General features: G+C 61.4%; 20 protein-coding genes. 13 read left to right on the top strand and 7 right to left on the bottom strand.

Annotated elements, in window-relative coordinates:
• Positions 1-11: 11 nt before the first annotated feature.
• Positions 12-1,016 carry an aspartate carbamoyltransferase catalytic subunit gene (locus tag TU82_RS12665; RefSeq protein ID WP_057723520.1) on the top strand — a complete coding sequence of 335 codons (1,005 nt, stop codon included), beginning with the start codon at positions 12-14 and terminating at the stop codon, positions 1,014-1,016.
• Positions 1,013-2,284, top strand: a complete 1,272-nt coding sequence (locus tag TU82_RS12660; RefSeq protein ID WP_057723519.1) for a dihydroorotase — start codon at positions 1,013-1,015, stop codon at positions 2,282-2,284. The genes TU82_RS12665 and TU82_RS12660 overlap by 4 nt, the downstream gene beginning before the upstream one ends.
• 132 nt (positions 2,285-2,416) lie before the next feature.
• Here TU82_RS12660 and TU82_RS12655 read toward each other — a convergent pair whose 3' ends face one another.
• Positions 2,417-2,845, bottom strand: a complete 429-nt coding sequence (locus TU82_RS12655; RefSeq protein WP_057723518.1) for an NINE protein — start codon at positions 2,843-2,845, stop codon at positions 2,417-2,419.
• Positions 2,846-3,094: 249 nt separating this feature from the next.
• Between TU82_RS12655 and TU82_RS12650 the strand changes: the two genes are divergently transcribed.
• The gene (locus tag TU82_RS12650) at positions 3,095-3,733 is read left to right on the top strand and encodes a C40 family peptidase (RefSeq protein WP_057723517.1); all 639 of its coding nucleotides are present in this window, start codon (positions 3,095-3,097) and stop codon (positions 3,731-3,733) included.
• Between the two features lie 74 nt (positions 3,734-3,807).
• On the opposite strand, the gene TU82_RS12645 is transcribed toward TU82_RS12650, so the two are convergent.
• Positions 3,808-4,842: a type IV pilus twitching motility protein PilT gene (locus TU82_RS12645; protein ID WP_057723516.1), complete on the bottom strand. Its 1,035-nt coding sequence runs from the start codon at positions 4,840-4,842 to the stop codon at positions 3,808-3,810.
• A gap of 57 nt (positions 4,843-4,899) precedes the next feature.
• Here TU82_RS12645 and TU82_RS12640 point away from each other — a divergent pair, with 57 nt between their 5' ends.
• The 9 genes from TU82_RS12640 (at position 4,900) to TU82_RS12600 (ending at position 11,635) form a co-directional block, all read left to right on the top strand.
• The gene (locus tag TU82_RS12640) at positions 4,900-5,586 is read left to right on the top strand and encodes a YggS family pyridoxal phosphate-dependent enzyme (protein ID WP_057723515.1); all 687 of its coding nucleotides are present in this window, start codon (positions 4,900-4,902) and stop codon (positions 5,584-5,586) included.
• A gap of 33 nt (positions 5,587-5,619) precedes the next feature.
• Entirely contained in the window at positions 5,620-6,438 is an 819-nt protein-coding gene (proC, locus tag TU82_RS12635) for a pyrroline-5-carboxylate reductase (RefSeq protein ID WP_057723514.1), read from the top strand.
• 25 nt (positions 6,439-6,463) lie between these two features.
• Positions 6,464-7,051 (top strand): YggT family protein, encoded by a 588-nt coding sequence (locus TU82_RS12630; RefSeq protein WP_057723513.1) that lies wholly within the window; start codon positions 6,464-6,466, stop codon positions 7,049-7,051.
• A gap of 204 nt (positions 7,052-7,255) precedes the next feature.
• A complete protein-coding gene (metX, locus tag TU82_RS12625; RefSeq protein ID WP_057723512.1) occupies positions 7,256-8,398 on the top strand; it encodes a homoserine O-succinyltransferase MetX in 1,143 nt (380 codons plus the stop codon).
• Between the two features lie 25 nt (positions 8,399-8,423).
• On the top strand, positions 8,424-9,044 hold the full coding sequence (gene metW, locus TU82_RS12620) for a methionine biosynthesis protein MetW (RefSeq protein WP_016972957.1): 621 nt from the start codon (positions 8,424-8,426) through the stop codon (positions 9,042-9,044).
• 21 nt (positions 9,045-9,065) lie between these two features.
• On the top strand, positions 9,066-9,500 hold the full coding sequence (locus TU82_RS12615; protein WP_057723511.1) for a DUF4426 domain-containing protein: 435 nt from the start codon (positions 9,066-9,068) through the stop codon (positions 9,498-9,500).
• Positions 9,497-10,093, top strand: coding sequence for an RdgB/HAM1 family non-canonical purine NTP pyrophosphatase (rdgB, locus tag TU82_RS12610; protein ID WP_005792276.1), 597 nt, complete (start codon positions 9,497-9,499; stop codon positions 10,091-10,093). Before TU82_RS12615 ends, rdgB begins: the two co-directional genes overlap by 4 nt.
• Positions 10,090-11,292 carry a radical SAM family heme chaperone HemW gene (hemW, locus tag TU82_RS12605; protein WP_057723510.1) on the top strand — a complete coding sequence of 401 codons (1,203 nt, stop codon included), beginning with the start codon at positions 10,090-10,092 and terminating at the stop codon, positions 11,290-11,292. The genes rdgB and hemW overlap by 4 nt, the downstream gene beginning before the upstream one ends.
• Before the next feature lie 19 nt (positions 11,293-11,311).
• Positions 11,312-11,635, top strand: coding sequence for a DUF3392 domain-containing protein (locus tag TU82_RS12600; protein WP_034133991.1), 324 nt, complete (start codon positions 11,312-11,314; stop codon positions 11,633-11,635).
• Between the two features lie 141 nt (positions 11,636-11,776).
• Here the strand turns inward: TU82_RS12600 and trmB are convergent, their stop codons facing one another.
• The 4 genes from trmB to TU82_RS12580 form a co-directional block, all read right to left on the bottom strand.
• A complete protein-coding gene (gene trmB, locus TU82_RS12595) occupies positions 11,777-12,502 on the bottom strand; it encodes a tRNA (guanosine(46)-N7)-methyltransferase TrmB (RefSeq protein ID WP_057723509.1) in 726 nt (241 codons plus the stop codon).
• Positions 12,503-12,511: 9 nt separating this feature from the next.
• Positions 12,512-13,306 (bottom strand): thiazole synthase, encoded by a 795-nt coding sequence (locus TU82_RS12590; RefSeq protein ID WP_057723508.1) that lies wholly within the window; start codon positions 13,304-13,306, stop codon positions 12,512-12,514.
• Between the two features lie 54 nt (positions 13,307-13,360).
• On the bottom strand, positions 13,361-13,561 hold the full coding sequence (thiS, locus tag TU82_RS12585) for a sulfur carrier protein ThiS (RefSeq protein WP_057723507.1): 201 nt from the start codon (positions 13,559-13,561) through the stop codon (positions 13,361-13,363).
• Between the two features lie 79 nt (positions 13,562-13,640).
• Positions 13,641-14,015 carry a DUF423 domain-containing protein gene (locus TU82_RS12580; RefSeq protein ID WP_057723506.1) on the bottom strand — a complete coding sequence of 125 codons (375 nt, stop codon included), beginning with the start codon at positions 14,013-14,015 and terminating at the stop codon, positions 13,641-13,643.
• 74 nt (positions 14,016-14,089) lie between these two features.
• On the opposite strand from TU82_RS12580, the gene mtgA reads away from it, so the two are divergent.
• Positions 14,090-14,812, top strand: a complete 723-nt coding sequence (gene mtgA / locus TU82_RS12575; RefSeq protein ID WP_057723505.1) for a monofunctional biosynthetic peptidoglycan transglycosylase — start codon at positions 14,090-14,092, stop codon at positions 14,810-14,812.
• Between the two features lie 130 nt (positions 14,813-14,942).
• Here mtgA and rpoH read toward each other — a convergent pair whose 3' ends face one another.
• Positions 14,943-15,797 carry an RNA polymerase sigma factor RpoH gene (gene rpoH / locus TU82_RS12570; protein ID WP_003176698.1) on the bottom strand — a complete coding sequence of 285 codons (855 nt, stop codon included), beginning with the start codon at positions 15,795-15,797 and terminating at the stop codon, positions 14,943-14,945.
• Positions 15,798-15,902 lie beyond the last annotated feature (105 nt).

The raw sequence follows: 15,902 nt of genomic DNA, 5'->3' as shown, positions 1-15,902 counted from the left end.
GAGTCCCCGCGATGACGCCTCTAGATGCCAAGCGCCCGCTGCAGCTCAATGCTCAGGGCCAGTTGCAACATTTCCTGTCCCTCGATGGTTTGCCCCGCGAGCTGCTCACCGAAATCCTCGACACCGCCGACTCGTTCCTCGAGGTCGGCGGCCGGGCGGTGAAGAAGGTCCCGCTGCTGCGCGGCAAGACCATCTGCAACGTGTTCTTCGAGAACTCCACGCGCACCCGCACCACCTTTGAACTGGCGGCCCAGCGGCTGTCAGCCGACGTGATCACGCTGAATGTGTCCACTTCGTCGGCCAGCAAGGGCGAAACCCTGCTCGACACCCTGCGCAACCTGGAAGCCATGGCGGCCGACATGTTCGTGGTTCGCCACGGCGACTCCGGCGCGGCGCACTTCATCGCCGAACACGTATGCCCGAATGTGGCGATCATTAACGGCGGCGACGGCCGCCACGCCCACCCGACCCAGGGCATGCTCGACATGCTCACCATCCGTCGGCACAAGGGCGGTTTTGAAAACCTCTCGGTGGCCATTGTCGGTGACATCCTGCACTCGCGGGTCGCGCGCTCGAACATGCTGGCCCTCAAAGCCCTGGGCTGCCCGGACATTCGGGTCATCGCCCCGAAAACCCTGCTGCCCATCGGCATCGAGCAGTACGGCGTGAAGGTCTATACCAACATGGCCGAAGGCCTCAAGGATGTGGACGTGGTGATCATGCTGCGCCTGCAACGCGAACGCATGGCCGGCGGCCTGCTGCCGAGCGAGGGCGAGTTCTATCGCCTGTTCGGCTTGACCACCGCGCGCCTGGCCGGCGCCAAGCCGGATGCCATCGTGATGCACCCGGGCCCGATCAACCGAGGAGTAGAGATTGAGTCGGCGGTGGCCGACGGCCCGCAGTCGGTGATTCTCAACCAGGTGACCTACGGCATCGCCATCCGCATGGCCGTGCTGTCCATGGCCATGAGCGGGCAAACCGCGCAACGTCAATTCGAGCAGGAGAACGCCCAGTGAAGCTCAGCATTCTCGGCGCCCGAGTCATCGATCCGGCCAGCGGCCTGGATCAAGTTACCGACCTTCACCTGGACGCCGGCAGGATTATCGCCGTCGGTGCCGCGCCCGCAGGCTTCAGCGCGGTTGAAAGCATCGACGCCAAAGGCCTGATCGCCGCGCCTGGGCTGGTAGACCTCAACGTCGCCCTGCGCGAGCCGGGCTATAGCCGCAAAGGCAACATCGCCAGTGAAACCCGCGCGGCGGCCGCCGGTGGCGTGACCAGCCTGTGCTGCCCGCCGAACACCAAGCCGGTCCTGGACACCTCGGCGGTCACCGAGCTGATCCTCGACCGCGCCCGTGAAGCGGGCAACTGCAAAGTGTTCCCTGTGGGCGCGCTGAGCAAAGGCCTGGAGGGCGAACAACTGGCTGAACTGATCGCCTTGCGCGACGCCGGTTGCGTGGCGTTCAGCAACGGTCTGGAGAGCTTTCGCAGCACGCGTACCTTGTGCCGTGCCCTGGAATACGCGGCCACGTTCGACCTGACGGTGATCTTTCATTCCCAGGACCGCGACCTGGCTGAAGGCGGCCTGGCCCATGAAGGCGCGGTGGCCAGCTTCCTCGGCTTGCCAGGCATCCCGGAAACCGCAGAAACCGTGGCCCTGGCCCGTGACCTGTTGCTGGTGGAGCAAAGCGGCGTACGCGCGCACTTCAGCCAACTGACCAGCGCCCGCGGCGTCGCCCTGATCGCCCAGGCCCAAGCCCGCGGTTTGCCGGTGACGGCGGACGTCGCCCTGTACCAGTTGATCCTGACCGATGAGGCGCTGATCGATTTCTCCAGCCTGTACCACGTGCAGCCGCCACTGCGCACCCTGGCCGATCGCGAGGGTTTGCGTGCGGCGGTGAAATCGGGCGTGGTCTCGGCGATTTCCAGTCATCATCAGCCCCACGAACGCGATGCCAAGCTGGCGCCGTTTGGTGCCACCGAGCCAGGCATCAGCAGCGTCGAGCTGCTGCTGCCGCTGGCAATGACCTTGGTGGAGGATGGCTTGCTGGACCTGCCTACGCTGTTGGCGCGGCTGAGCGCCGGGCCGGCCGAAGCGTTACGTCTGCCGGCGGGTAAGCTGGCGGTGGGGGCGGCGGCGGATCTGGTGCTGTTCGACCCGGCCAGTTCCACGGTTGCCGGGCAACACTGGCTGTCCAAAGGCGAAAATTGCCCGTTCGTTGGTCATAGCCTGCCGGCCACGGTGCGCTACACCTTGATGGATGGGCGGATCAGCTACCAGGCCTGAAGCGGGCACGGTAAAAAATGTGGGAGGGGGCTTGCCCCCGATAGCGGTGGATCAGCCAGCTTATCTGTAGCTGACCCACTGCAATCGGGGGCAAGCCCCCTCCCACATTTGGCTCTCTATAGGGATGGGAGATCAGCGCCCGCCATTGCGCTCGGCATTGCGGATCGAAATCTGGCTGTTCAACGTCCAGAAGTCATACAGCACCCCAATCAGGAACAAACCACCGGTCAGCAGGTAGATCAGACCGGTGATCCATTTGCCCTGGTACATCCGGTGCACGCCGAACACGCCCAGGAACGCCAACAGAATCCAGGCCACGTTGTATTCGATGGGCCCGGCGGTGAAACGCAGGTCGGCTTCACGGTCCATGGCCGGGATCAGGAACAGGTCGATCAGCCAACCAATACCCAGCAGGCCGAAGGTGAAAAACCAGATCGTCCCGGTGACCGGCTTGCCGTAATAAAAGCGATGCGCTCCGGTAAAACCGAAAATCCACAGCAGGTAACCGATCACCTTGCTGTGGGTGTCTTGCTGCGAAGCAACCTGTTGATAGGTGTTCATGAAGGACCTCTTTTCACTCGATAGATAAATTTGTTCATTTTTTTTGTGACTTTTTTACGTTCGCCCGACGCACGGTAAATGGTATCGTTCTGCCCTCAAACCCTTATGCCACCTGACTTGTGTCGGACAATTGCGGCGAATCGTCGCGTTTTTTCCGAATTTGACCCCAAGGTTCAGTCGACAAACGGCCTGAGAACGGCACAAAAAGCTGTTATAAAGTTGCGCGCAAACCCATATGAGCCACGCCTAATGCGACCATTTATCAAGACATGGCTAACCATTTGCCTATTAATGCCACTGGCCGCCCACGCCACCAATCGTGAGCAACGTCTTCCAAACGTTAACGGTTTTACCCCTAAAGTTCATAGCACGCCCAGCACCGCAAAATCGGCAAAGCCCACCGTCAGCCGCCCGACTCAACTGAGCAAGGCACACGGCAAAACGCTTTCCACCCAGTTGGCCGTGAATACCAAACAAAGCAGCAACGTCCTGAGCCGCGCCGTAAACGTGCTCGGTACACCTTATCGTTGGGGCGGCAGCAGCCCAAGTAAAGGGTTCGACTGCAGCGGACTGGTGAAATATGCATTCAACGACGTCAAGGCGGTGGATTTGCCGCGTACGTCCAACGCCATGGCGGCCGGCCACGGGTTGAAAGTGGATCGCAAAGACCTGAAGCCGGGCGATTTGCTGTTCTTCAAGCTCAAGAGCCGCCAGGTCAACCACGTTGCCATCTACCTGGGCAACGACCGCTTTATCCACGCGCCGCGTCGTGGCAAGTCGGTAAGCATTGATACGCTGAAAAAGCCGTTCTGGGACAAGAACTACGTGATCGCCAAGCGGGTACTGCCCAAAGAGCAGAACAACAACCTGCGGATCGTGCAGCGCTGATTCCAGGCTGAAATGCAGTAAATGTGGGAGGGGGCAAGCCCCCTCCCACATTTGTTTTGTGTGGGTCTTACGATCTATATGTCTGCCGGCACCCTGGCCTTCTCCCGCGCCTCCTGCGCGCTGATCACCCCCTCGCTCACCAGCGCCTTCAAGCTCATATCCAGCGTTTTCATCCCCAACGCCCCGCCGGTCTGGATCGCCGAGACCATCTGCGCCACTTTGTCTTCGCGGATCAGATTACGAATGGCCGGCGTGCCCAGCATGATTTCGTGAGCTGCGACACGTCCGCCGCCGATCTTCCTGACCAGCACTTGGGAGACCACCGCCTGCAGCGACTCCGACAGCATCGAGCGGACCATGGCCTTTTCCCCGGCCGGGAACACGTCCACCAGCCGGTCTACCGTCTTTGCCGCCGAGGTGGTGTGCAGAGTGCCGAATACCAGGTGCCCGGTCTCAGCGGCCGTCAGCGCCAGGCGGATGGTTTCCAGGTCACGTAGCTCGCCCACCAGGATCACGTCCGGGTCTTCGCGCAATGCCGAGCGCAGCGCCACCGAGAAGCTGTGGGTATCGCGATGCACCTGGCGCTGGTTGATCAGCGCCATTTTCGGCCGGTGGATAAATTCAATCGGGTCTTCCAGCGTGAGGATGTGCTGGCGTCGATGCCGGTTCAGATAATCGATCATCGCCGCCAGGGTGGTGGACTTGCCTGAACCGGTGGGCCCAGTCACCAGCACCAGGCCGCGTGGCAGCTGTGCGATACGCTGGAAAATCTCGCCCAGGCCGAGGCTTTCCAGGCTCTGGATGTCGCTGGGGATGGTGCGAAATACCGCGCCCACGCCCCGCTCCTGCTGGAACACATTTACGCGAAAGCGCGCCACGCCGGGCAGTTCGAAGGCAAAGTCTGTTTCAAGAGATGTTTCGAAATCCTTTTGTTGGTACTGGTTGAGCAAAGGGCTCAATAAATCCGCGACCTGCGACCCGGCCAGCACCGGGCAATCCAGCGGCCAGACCTCGCCATCGATGCGCAACATCGGCGTAAGGCCGGCCGACAGATGCAGGTCGGAAGCGCCACGGCGTACGCTGGCGGTGAGTAATTCAGTGATATCCATAGGGCTTTCCATTTCCAGTAGAATGCCGCGGACTCCATATCCACGGGCGCAACTTGAATGTCGACGATAGCAGACAACATCGGCCTGGTTAGCCAGCGCATCCGCGCCGCCGCCGACGCCGTGCAGCGTGACGCAAGCGGCATCCACCTGCTGGCCGTGAGCAAGACCAAACCGGCGCAAGCCGTGCGCGAAGCCTATGCCGCAGGAATGCATGATTTTGGTGAAAACTACCTGCAGGAAGCCCTGGGCAAACAGGCGCAATTATCCGACCTGCCCTTGAGTTGGCACTTCATCGGCCCCATTCAATCGAACAAGACTCGCGCGATCGCCGAGAACTTCGCCTGGGTGCATTCCGTGGACCGCCTGAAAATCGCACAACGCCTGTCCGAACAACGCCCTGCCGACCTGCCTGCGCTGAATATCTGCATCCAGGTCAATGTCAGTGGCGAAGCCAGCAAGTCCGGCTGTACGCCCGCCGACCTGCCGGCCCTGGCCCACGCCATCAGCGCCCTGCCGCGCCTGAAGCTGCGGGGCTTGATGGCGATCCCCGAACCGACTGAAGATCGCGCGGCGCAAGATGCAGCGTTCGCCACGGTACGCGAGCTGCAAGGCAGCCTGAACCTGCCACTGGACACACTTTCCATGGGCATGAGCCATGACCTCGAGTCGGCCATCGCTCAAGGCGCCACCTGGGTGCGGATCGGTACCGCGCTGTTTGGCGCCCGCGACTACGGCCAGCCGTGAAATGGCTGACGTTCATTTAGCTAAGGACCTGTCATGAAAGACATGCGTATTGCCTTTATCGGCGCCGGTAACATGGCGACCAGCCTGATCGGCGGCCTGCGTGCCAAGGGCCTGGACGCTGCGCAGATTCGCGCCAGCGACCCGGGCGCCGAGACCCGCGCCCGGGTCAGCGCCGAACACGGGATTGAAACCTTTGCCGACAACGCCGAGGCCATCGAAGGCGTCGATGTGATCCTGCTGGCGGTCAAGCCCCAGGCGATGAAAGCCGTGTGCGAAAGCCTGCGGCCGAGCCTGCAGCCCCATCAACTGGTGGTGTCCATCGCTGCCGGCATCACCTGTGCCAGCATGAAAAACTGGCTCGGCGCCCAGCCAATCGTACGCTGCATGCCGAATACGCCGTCATTGTTGCGCCAGGGCGTGAGCGGTTTGTACGCCACCGCCGAAGTCAGCGCCGCACAGCGTGATCAGGCCCAGCAATTGCTGTCCGCCGTGGGCATCGCTCTGTGGCTGGAGCAGGAGCAGCAACTGGACGCGGTCACCGCCGTTTCCGGCAGTGGCCCGGCGTATTTCTTCCTGCTGATCGAAGCCATGACCGCCGCCGGCGTGAAGCTGGGCCTGCCTGCCGACGTTGCCGAGCAACTGGCCGAGCAGACAGCCCTGGGCGCCGCGCAGATGGCGGCGTCCAGCGAGGTGGATGCGGCCGAGCTGCGTCGTCGGGTCACGTCCCCGGGGGGCACCACGCAAGCCGCGATCGAATCCTTCCAGGCCGGGGGCTTTGAAGCCCTGGTGGAAAAAGCACTGGGTGCCGCGGCACATCGTTCAGCCGAGATGGCCGAACAACTGGGCAAATAGTCGTCCCTTACCAAGGTAATCAAACATGCTCGGAATCAATGACGCTGCCGTCTTCATCATCCAGACCCTGGGCAGCCTGTACCTGCTGATCGTGCTGATGCGCTTTATCCTGCAACTGGTGCGGGCGAACTTTTACAACCCGCTGTGCCAGTTCGTGGTCAAGGCCACCCAACCGCTGCTCAAGCCGCTGCGCCGCGTGATCCCGAGCCTGTTCGGGCTGGACATGTCGTCGCTGGTACTGGCACTGCTGCTGCAGATCCTGCTGTTCGTGGTGATCCTGATGCTCAATGGCTACCAGGCCTTCACGGTGCTGCTGTTGCCATGGGCGCTGATCGGTATTTTCTCGCTGTTTTTGAAGATCATCTTCTGGTCGATGATCATCAGCGTGATCCTGTCGTGGGTTGCGCCGGGCAGCCGCAGTCCGGGTGCCGAACTGGTGTATCAGATCACCGAGCCCGTATTGGCGCCATTCCGTCGCCTGATCCCGAACCTGGGCGGGCTGGATATCTCGCCGATCTTCGCGTTTATCGCGATCCAGCTGATTCAGAGCTGGGTGATTCCGCGCTTGGCGTTCTATGCGTTCATGCCAAAAGAGCTGTTCGGCCTGATCTGAAAATACGCATGAAAATGTGGGAGGGGGCTTGCCCCCGATAGCGGCGGATCAGTCAACTTATCTGTAACTGACTCACCGCTATCGGGGGCAAGCCCCCTCCCACATTTTGCATCTGCGTATTGAATTGAATACGCGCAGACCATTGCTTGCCGCTGGGGGCCCCGCTCTTTAGACTTACGCCTCATTTAAACGAGAGCAGGGTCGATGCCAACTGCCTTCCCCCCCGATTCCGTTGGACTGGTCGTGCCCCAAGTGGCGCACTTCAGCGAACCGCTGGCGCTGGCCTGTGGCCGTTCGCTGCCGGCCTACGACCTGATCTATGAAACCTACGGCCAACTGAACGCTACGTCGAGCAACGCCGTGCTGATCTGCCACGCCTTGTCCGGCCATCATCACGCCGCCGGTTTCCACTCGGTCGACGAGCGCAAGCCCGGCTGGTGGGACAGCTGCATCGGCCCCGGCAAGCCCATCGACACCAACAAGTTCTTCGTGGTCAGCCTGAACAACCTCGGCGGCTGCAACGGGTCCACCGGACCCAGCAGCCTCAACCCGGAAACCGGCAAGCCCTTCGGCGCCGACTTCCCGGTGCTCACCGTGGAAGACTGGGTGCACAGCCAGGCGCGTCTGGCGGACCTGCTCGGCATCAACCAGTGGGCGGCCGTGATCGGTGGCAGCCTGGGCGGCATGCAAGCCCTGCAATGGACCATCACCTACCCAAATCGCGTGCGCCATTGCCTGGCGATTGCCTCGGCCCCCAAGTTGTCGGCGCAGAACATCGCCTTCAACGAAGTGGCGCGCCAGGCCATCCTTACCGACCCCGAGTTCCACGGCGGTTCGTTCCAGGAAGCCGGGGTGATCCCCAAGCGCGGCCTGATGCTGGCGCGGATGGTCGGGCACATTACCTACCTGTCCGATGATTCCATGGGCGAAAAATTCGGCCGTGGTCTCAAGAGCGAAAAGCTCAATTACGACTTCCACAGCGTCGAGTTCCAGGTGGAAAGCTACCTGCGTTATCAGGGTGAGGAGTTCTCCGGGCGTTTCGACGCCAACACCTACCTGCTGATGACCAAGGCGCTGGACTACTTCGACCCGGCCGCGAACCACGACGACGACCTGGCGAAAACCTTCGAACACGCCACGGCCAAGTTCTGCGTGATGTCGTTCACCACCGACTGGCGCTTCTCGCCGGCGCGCTCGCGCGAACTGGTGGACGCCCTGATGGCTGCGAAGAAAGACGTCTGCTACCTGGAGATCGATGCACCGCAGGGCCACGACGCCTTCCTGATTCCGATCCCCCGTTATCTGCAGGCGTTCAGCAATTACATGAACCGAATAGCGCTTATATGAATTGCTTACGCTTTGGGAGAACGCCATGAGAGCCGACCTGGAAATCATCCAAGACTGGATCCCCGCCGGCAGCCGCGTGCTCGACCTGGGCTGCGGCGATGGCGAACTGCTGAGCTGGCTGCGCGATAACAAGCAAGTCACCGGCTATGGCCTGGAAAACGACCCTGACAATATCGCCCAGTGCGTGGCCAAGGGCATCAACGTGATCGAGCAGGACCTGGACAAGGGCCTGGGCAACTTTGCCAGCAACAGCTTCGACATCGTGGTGATGACCCAGGCCCTGCAAGCGGTGCACTACCCGGACCGCATCCTCGATGAAATGCTGCGGGTCGGCCGCCAGTGCATCATCACCTTCCCCAACTTCGGTCACTGGCGCTGCCGCTGGTACCTGGCCACCAAGGGCCGCATGCCGGTCTCGGACTTCCTGCCCTACACCTGGTACAACACGCCGAACATTCACTTTTGCACCTTCGAAGACTTCGAAGCCCTGTGTGGCGAGCGTGAAGCCAAGGTGATCAACCGCCTTGCCGTCGATCAACAGCACCGCCACGGCTGGGCGAGTAAGCTATGGCCCAACCTGTTGGGCGAAATCGGTATCTACCGGGTCAGCAGCCCTGGCCTGACCGACCACAAAATTGCCGTCTAATCATTTTCAAGAGGGACGTTCATGAGTCGCTTGGCTATTTTTCTATTGACCGCGTGCCTGGGCGCCAGCGCCATGGCCGCGGACACTATCGACGCTAATCGCAAGAAAGACTTCGGTGATATCACCGTGCACTACAACACCTTCACCTCAAGCTTCCTGCCGCCGGAAACCGCCCAGAAAGTCGGCGTGGTGCGCAGCAAGGAGAAGGGCTTGATCAATGTGACGGTGATCAAGGGCGTCACCCCGGTCGCGGCCCAAGTGACCGGTACCATCAAGGACCTGGGCGGCAAGAGCGAGATACTGACCTTCAAGCAAATCGAAGAGAAAGGCGGCATCAGCTACCTGGCGCCCTACTCGGTGACCCAGCGGGAATACAAGACGTTTACCATCAACGTTGAAACCGGTGGCAAAGCCCACGGCTTCCAATTCAACCAGGAACTGTTTCCGGCCGAATGATGAACCTTACCCAACTCGTACTGGCCAGCCATAACGCCGGCAAACTCAAGGAATTGCAGGCCATGCTCGGTGAGTCCGTGCAACTGCGTTCGATTGGCGAGTTCAGCCAGGTCGAACCGGAAGAAACCGGCCTGTCGTTCGTTGAAAACGCGATCCTCAAGGCACGCAACGCAGCGCGTATCTCCGGCCTGCCGGCCCTGGCGGATGACTCGGGCCTGGCGGTGGATTTTCTTGGCGGCGCACCTGGGATCTACTCGGCCCGCTACGCCGACGGCAAAGGCGACGCAGCCAATAACGCCAAGTTGCTGGACGCTCTCAAGGACGTGCCCGACGCAGAACGTGGTGCACAGTTTGTCTGCGTGCTGGCCCTGGTGCGACACGCCGATGACCCGTTGCCGATCCTGTGCGAAGGCTTGTGGCACGGTCGCATCCTGCATGCGGCCAGCGGTGAGCATGGCTTTGGCTATGACCCGCTGTTCTGGGTGCCCGAGCGCAATGTCTCCAGCGCCGAACTGAGCCCGGCCGACAAGAACCAGATCAGCCACCGCGCCCGCGCGATGGCGTTGCTGCGCCAGCGCCTGGGTTTGAAATGACCCACGACACCCCGGCGCTGCCGCTGATCCACGGCGGCGCGCAAACACCTCGGGCAGCCTTGCCTGTGCTGCCTCCGCTGGCGTTGTACATCCACATTCCATGGTGCGTGCGCAAATGCCCGTATTGCGACTTCAACTCCCACACCGCCAGCACAGTGCTGCCGGAAGAAGAGTATGTGGACGCATTGCTGGCCGATCTCGATCAGGACCTGCACGCGGTCTACGGCCGCGAGTTGAGTTCGATCTTCTTTGGTGGCGGTACGCCGAGCCTCTTCAGCGCCGTTGCGTTGGGCCGCCTGCTTGAGGGTGTGGAGGCACGCATCCCGTTTGCCGGCGATATCGAGATCACCCTGGAAGCCAACCCCGGGACTTTCGAGCAAGAGAAGTTCGTGGCGTACCGCAAGCTGGGGATCAATCGCCTGTCCATCGGCATCCAGAGCTTCCAGCAGGAAAAACTCGAGGCGCTGGGTCGCATTCATAATGGCGACGAAGCCGTACGTGCAGCGGATATGGCACGCAAGGCCGGGTTCGATAACTTCAATCTGGACCTGATGCACGGTTTGCCCAACCAATCCCTGGACGATGCGTTGAGCGACCTGCGCCAAGCCATCGCGCTCAAGCCCACACACCTGTCCTGGTACCAGCTGACCCTGGAACCCAATACCGTGTTCTGGAACCAGCCACCCGCGCTGCCCGAAGACGATACGCTGTGGGATATCCAGGAAGCCGGCCAGGCGCTGCTCGCCGAACACGCTTACGCACAATACGAAGTGTCGGCCTACGCCCAACCGGGTCGCGCGGCGCGACATAACCTCAATTACTGGAGCTTTGGCGACTTCATCGGCATTGGCGCCGGCGCCCACGGCAAGCTCAGCCACCCCGACGGACGCATCGTACGCACCTGGAAAACCCGCGCACCGAAGGACTACCTCAACCCGGCCAAAAGCTTCCAGGCCGGGGCCAAAGAGCTGACCAACGAAGAGCTGCCGTTCGAATTCCTGATGAACGCCCTGCGCCTCACCGAAGGGGTCGATGCCAAGCTCTACGCCGAGCGCACCGGGCTTGACCTGGCGAGCCTCGACGAAGGCCGCCGCGAGGCCGAACAAAGTGGCTTAATGCGGGTCGAACCGTCACGCCTGGCGGCGACCGACCGCGGGCAACTCTTTCTCAATGACCTGTTGCAGACGTTTTTGAGCTGACGCTTTTTAAGGAAATCGAATGGATCTGGTACTCGACCTGCTCGCCACCGTGTCCCGCTGGAGCCGTAGCAACCTGTCGGAAATCTCCCTGGCCCTGGTCGGCTGTCTGCTGGTGCTGTTCGGCGCCGATATCAAGGGCTGGGTCGAAGCCCGCCTGGGCAGTATCGCCGGCGCCTTGCGCGTCCCCTTGATGGCCCTGCTGTGCCTGATCGGCAGCGGTGCGGCGCTGATCTATGCCACGCCGTGGATTGTGCGGGGGCTGAGCCAGTTCAATAACTACAGCCTGGCGCCGGTATTGGTGGTGGTGCTGGTGTTGATCGGCGTAGTCGCAGACCGCCGCTGATCCCGAACCCAACACAAAACCAAATGTGGGAGGGGGCTTGCCCCCGATTGCGGTGGATCAGTCACTTAGATGTCGACTGACACTCCGCTATCGGGGGCAAGCCCCCTCCCACATTTGATTGCATTTCAAGTCAGGGGCGAATTACGCCAGCTTCTCGAACTTCAAATCCCACACCCCGTGCCCCAACCGCTCGCCACGGCGTTCGAACTTGGTGATCGGCCGCTCCGCCGGGCGTGGCACGCATTTGCCGTCTTCGGCCAGGTTGCGGTAGCCCGGGGCGACGTTCATCACTTCCAGCATGTATTCGGCGTACGGTTCCCAGTCGGTGGCCATGTGCAGGATGCCGCCCACTTTCAGCTTGCTGCGCACCAGTTCCGCGAAGGACGCCTGGACGATGCGGCGTTTGTGGTGACGCGCCTTGTGCCATGGGTCGGGGAAAAACAGCATCAGCCGGTCCAGGCTGTTGTCGGCGATGCAACGGTTGAGCACTTCAATCGCATCGCAGTCGTAGACCCGAAGATTGGTCAGGCCCTGGGTCAGCACGCCGTTCAGCAACGCGCCGACGCCTGGACGGTGCACTTCCACACCGATGAAATCCTGTTCCGGCGCGGCCGCAGCCATTTCCAGCAGGGAATGGCCCATGCCGAAGCCGATTTCCAGGGAGCGCGGGGCCGAACGGCCGAACACCTGGTCGTAATCCACCGGCGCGTCGGCCAGGGGCAATACGAACAGCGGTGTGCCCTGCTCCAGGCCCTTTTGCTGGCCTTCGGTCATGCGACCGGCGCGCATCACGAAGCTCTTGATGCGGCGGTGCTTGGACTCGTCGCCTGCTTCCAGGGTGTTCGGCGTTTCGTTTGATTCAGTCATCAATAGCTCTTACTTGATCAGACCATCCAGCGGCGAAGAGGCGCTGGCATAGAGTTTTTTCGGCATGCGCCCGGCAAGGTAAGCCAGGCGGCCCGCGACGATTGCATGTTGCATGGCCTGGGCCATCATGACTGGTTGCTGGGCATGGGCGATAGCGGAGTTCATCAGCACCGCGTCGCAGCCCAGTTCCATGGCGATGGTGGCGTCGGAGGCAGTACCCACGCCCGCATCCACCAGCACCGGGATCTTGGCTTCTTCAAGGATGATCTGCAGGTTGTACGGATTGCAGATACCCAGGCCGGAGCCTATCAGGCCGGCCAGCGGCATCACCGCGATGCAGCCGATTTCCGCCAGTTGGCGCGCAATGATCGGGTCATCGCTGGTGTAGACCATCACGTCAAAGCCTTCCTTGACCAGGGTTTCGGCGGCCTTGAGGGTTTCGATCACGTTGGGGAACAGGGTTTTCTGGTCGGCCAGCACTTCCAGCTTCACCAGGTTATGGCCGTCGAGCAGCTCACGGGCCAGGCGGCAGGTGCGCACGGCTTCGATGGCGTCGTAGCAACCGGCAGTGTTCGGCAGGAAGGTGTAGCGGTCCGGCGACAAGACTTCAAGCAGGTTCGGCTCGCCCGCGATCTGGCCGAGGTTGGTGCGACGTACGGCGAAGGTAACGATTTCGGCGCCCGAGGCTTCGATGGCCAGGCGGGTTTCTTCCATGTCGCGGTACTTGCCGGTGCCCACCAGCAGACGGGACTGGTAGGTACGACCGGCCAGGACGAAGGGCTTGTCGCTACGAACGATGCTCATGGGAAATCCTCGTAATGGGGTGAGGTTCTGCAGAATGCGTTACAGCCGGGGCGACTAGCCGCCGCCGATGGCGTGGACCACTTCGACCTGGTCACCGTCGCTGAGCGCGGTGCTTTCGTGCTGACTGCGCGGGACGATATCCAGATTGAGCTCCACTGCGACACGACGCCCGGTCAAATCCAGGCGGGCCAGCAGGGCCGCAACGGTTTCACCGTCGGGCAGTTCAAGGGGTTCGCCGTTCAACTGAATGCGCATGCCACGGGCCGCCATCGTTTTTAGGGGCCGGCATTCTAACGCGATTGGGGCCTGAAGGTCAGCTCCAGGCGTCAAGCGGTCAAAGCTGCAGACGCCACGCCGTCAAGCCCAGGAAGAACCAGCCGAGCAGGAACGCCAGGCCGCCAAATGGCGTGATGATGCCCAGCTTGCTGATCCCGGTCATCGTCAACACATACAGGCTGCCGGAGAACAGCAGAATACCGACGACAAACGAAACACCCGCCCAGGTGACCAGTCGCCCTGGAATATGCGCGGCCAGCAGGGCCACGCCAAACAACGCCAGGGCGTGCACCAGTTGATACGTCACCCCTGTGTGGAAGATCGCCAGGTAATCGGCGCTCAGGCGGTTCTTCAGGCCGTGGGCGGCGAAGGCGCCGAGGGCGACACCGGTGAAGCCGAAAAAAGCAGCCAGCATCAGAAAGCTACGCAGCATGAGGAACTCCAGTCAGACTCATCGGGCAGGGTCTGTATAATGGCCCGCTCAACGGGTTCGGCCAAGCCATCTCTATGCTGCGTGTCCTCTTCAAACGCTTTCTCAACGTCCTGAAATGGTTCGCCATCGGCAGTGTGCTGCTGGTGCTGCTGTTTCGCGTCGTACCGCCGCCGTTCACCGCGCTTATGGTGGAACGCAAGGTCGAATCCTGGATCGACGGCGAGCCTATTGACCTGCAGCGCAGCTGGGTGCCGTGGGACGAGATCTCCGATGACCTCAAAGTGGCGGTGATGGCCGGTGAAGACCAGCGTTTCCCACAGCATTGGGGCTTTGATTTTGGCGCCATCCAGGCAGCGATCCAGCACAACGAACGCGGCGGTTCGATCCGCGGCGCCAGCACGTTGAGCCAGCAGGTGTCGAAGAACCTGTTCCTGTGGGCCGGCCGCAGTTATCTGCGCAAGGGCCTGGAGGCGTGGTTTACCGGGCTGATCGAGGTGCTATGGCCCAAGCAGCGCATTCTTGAGGTGTATCTCAATAGCGTGGAGTGGGATGAGGGCGTGTTTGGCGCAGAAGCGGCGGCGCGGCATCATTTCGGGGTGAGTGCCAGATCCCTCTCCCGCCAGCAAGCCAGCTATCTGGCTGCCGTATTGCCGAACCCGCGAGTGTGGAGTGCCAGCCATCCGACCGCCTATGTGGCGCGGCGGGCGGCGTGGATTCGCCAGCAGATGAGTCAACTCGGTGGCGATGGCTACCTGCTTGAGCTGAACAACTCCCGCAAGACCCCCTGGTCCGACTGACACAATACAAAACAACTGTGGGAGGGGGCTTGCCCCCGATAGCGGTGGATCAGTCACTTTGATGTCGACTGAAACTCTGCAATCGGGGGCAAGCCCCTCCCACATTTTTTACCCAGTGCTGCCAGTAGCTTTAGGCAGCGATCGACAGCTTCAGCTTGTTCATCGCGCTTTTCTCAAGCTGACGAATCCGCTCGGCCGACACGTTGTACTTCTGCGCCAGGTCGTGCAGCGTGGCTTTTTCTTCCGCCAGCCAGCGCTGGTAGAGGATGTCACGGCTGCGGTCGTCCAGTACTTCCAGCGCTTCGTGCAGGTTGTGATTGGAGTTGTCGCTCCAGTCGGCATCTTCCAGTTGACGCGCCGGGTCATACCGGTGGTCTTCCAGGTAGTTGGCCGGCGATTGGAAGGCGCTGTCGTCGTCTGCCTCGGCAGCCGGGTCGAAGGCCATGTCATGGCCGGTCAGACGGCTTTCCATCTCGCGCACTTCACGAGGCTCCACGCCGAGGCTTTCGGCCACGCGGTGGACCTCCTCGTTGTTCAGCCACGCCAGGCGTTTCTTCTGGCTGCGCAGGTTGAAGAACAGCTTGCGCTGGGCCTTGGTGGTCGCGACTTTCACAATGCGCCAGTTGCGCAGGATGAACTCGTGGATTTCCGCCTTGATCCAGTGCACGGCGAACGACACCAGGCGCACACCCATTTCAGGGTTGAAACGCTTTACAGCTTTCATCAGGCCGACGTTACCTTCCTGAATCAGGTCAGCCTGGGCCAGACCGTAGCCGCTATAGCTACGGGCGATATGTACGACAAAACGCAGGTGGGCGAGCACCATCTGCCGAGCCGCCCCCAAATCCTGCTCATAGTAGAGACTCTCGGCCAGTTCACGCTCCTGCTCGGGCGTCAGCAATGGAATGCTGTTGACCGTGTGCACATAGGCTTCCAGGTTCGCACCCGGGACCAGGGCATAAGCAGGTTGCAAAGAAGTGGTCATACGAAAAAACCTCCGACTCACATAACTCGTGCAGTTCAGCACTGCGAAAATTGACCGGGGAACCGTAGGACAAGTTCCCTAAACTGCTGACACGGTCAATACAAA

The organism is Pseudomonas orientalis (assembly GCF_001439815.1).
GTDB classification, from domain to species: domain Bacteria; phylum Pseudomonadota; class Gammaproteobacteria; order Pseudomonadales; family Pseudomonadaceae; genus Aquipseudomonas; species Aquipseudomonas orientalis.
This window is presented reverse-complemented; position numbering and strand designations above follow the sequence as displayed.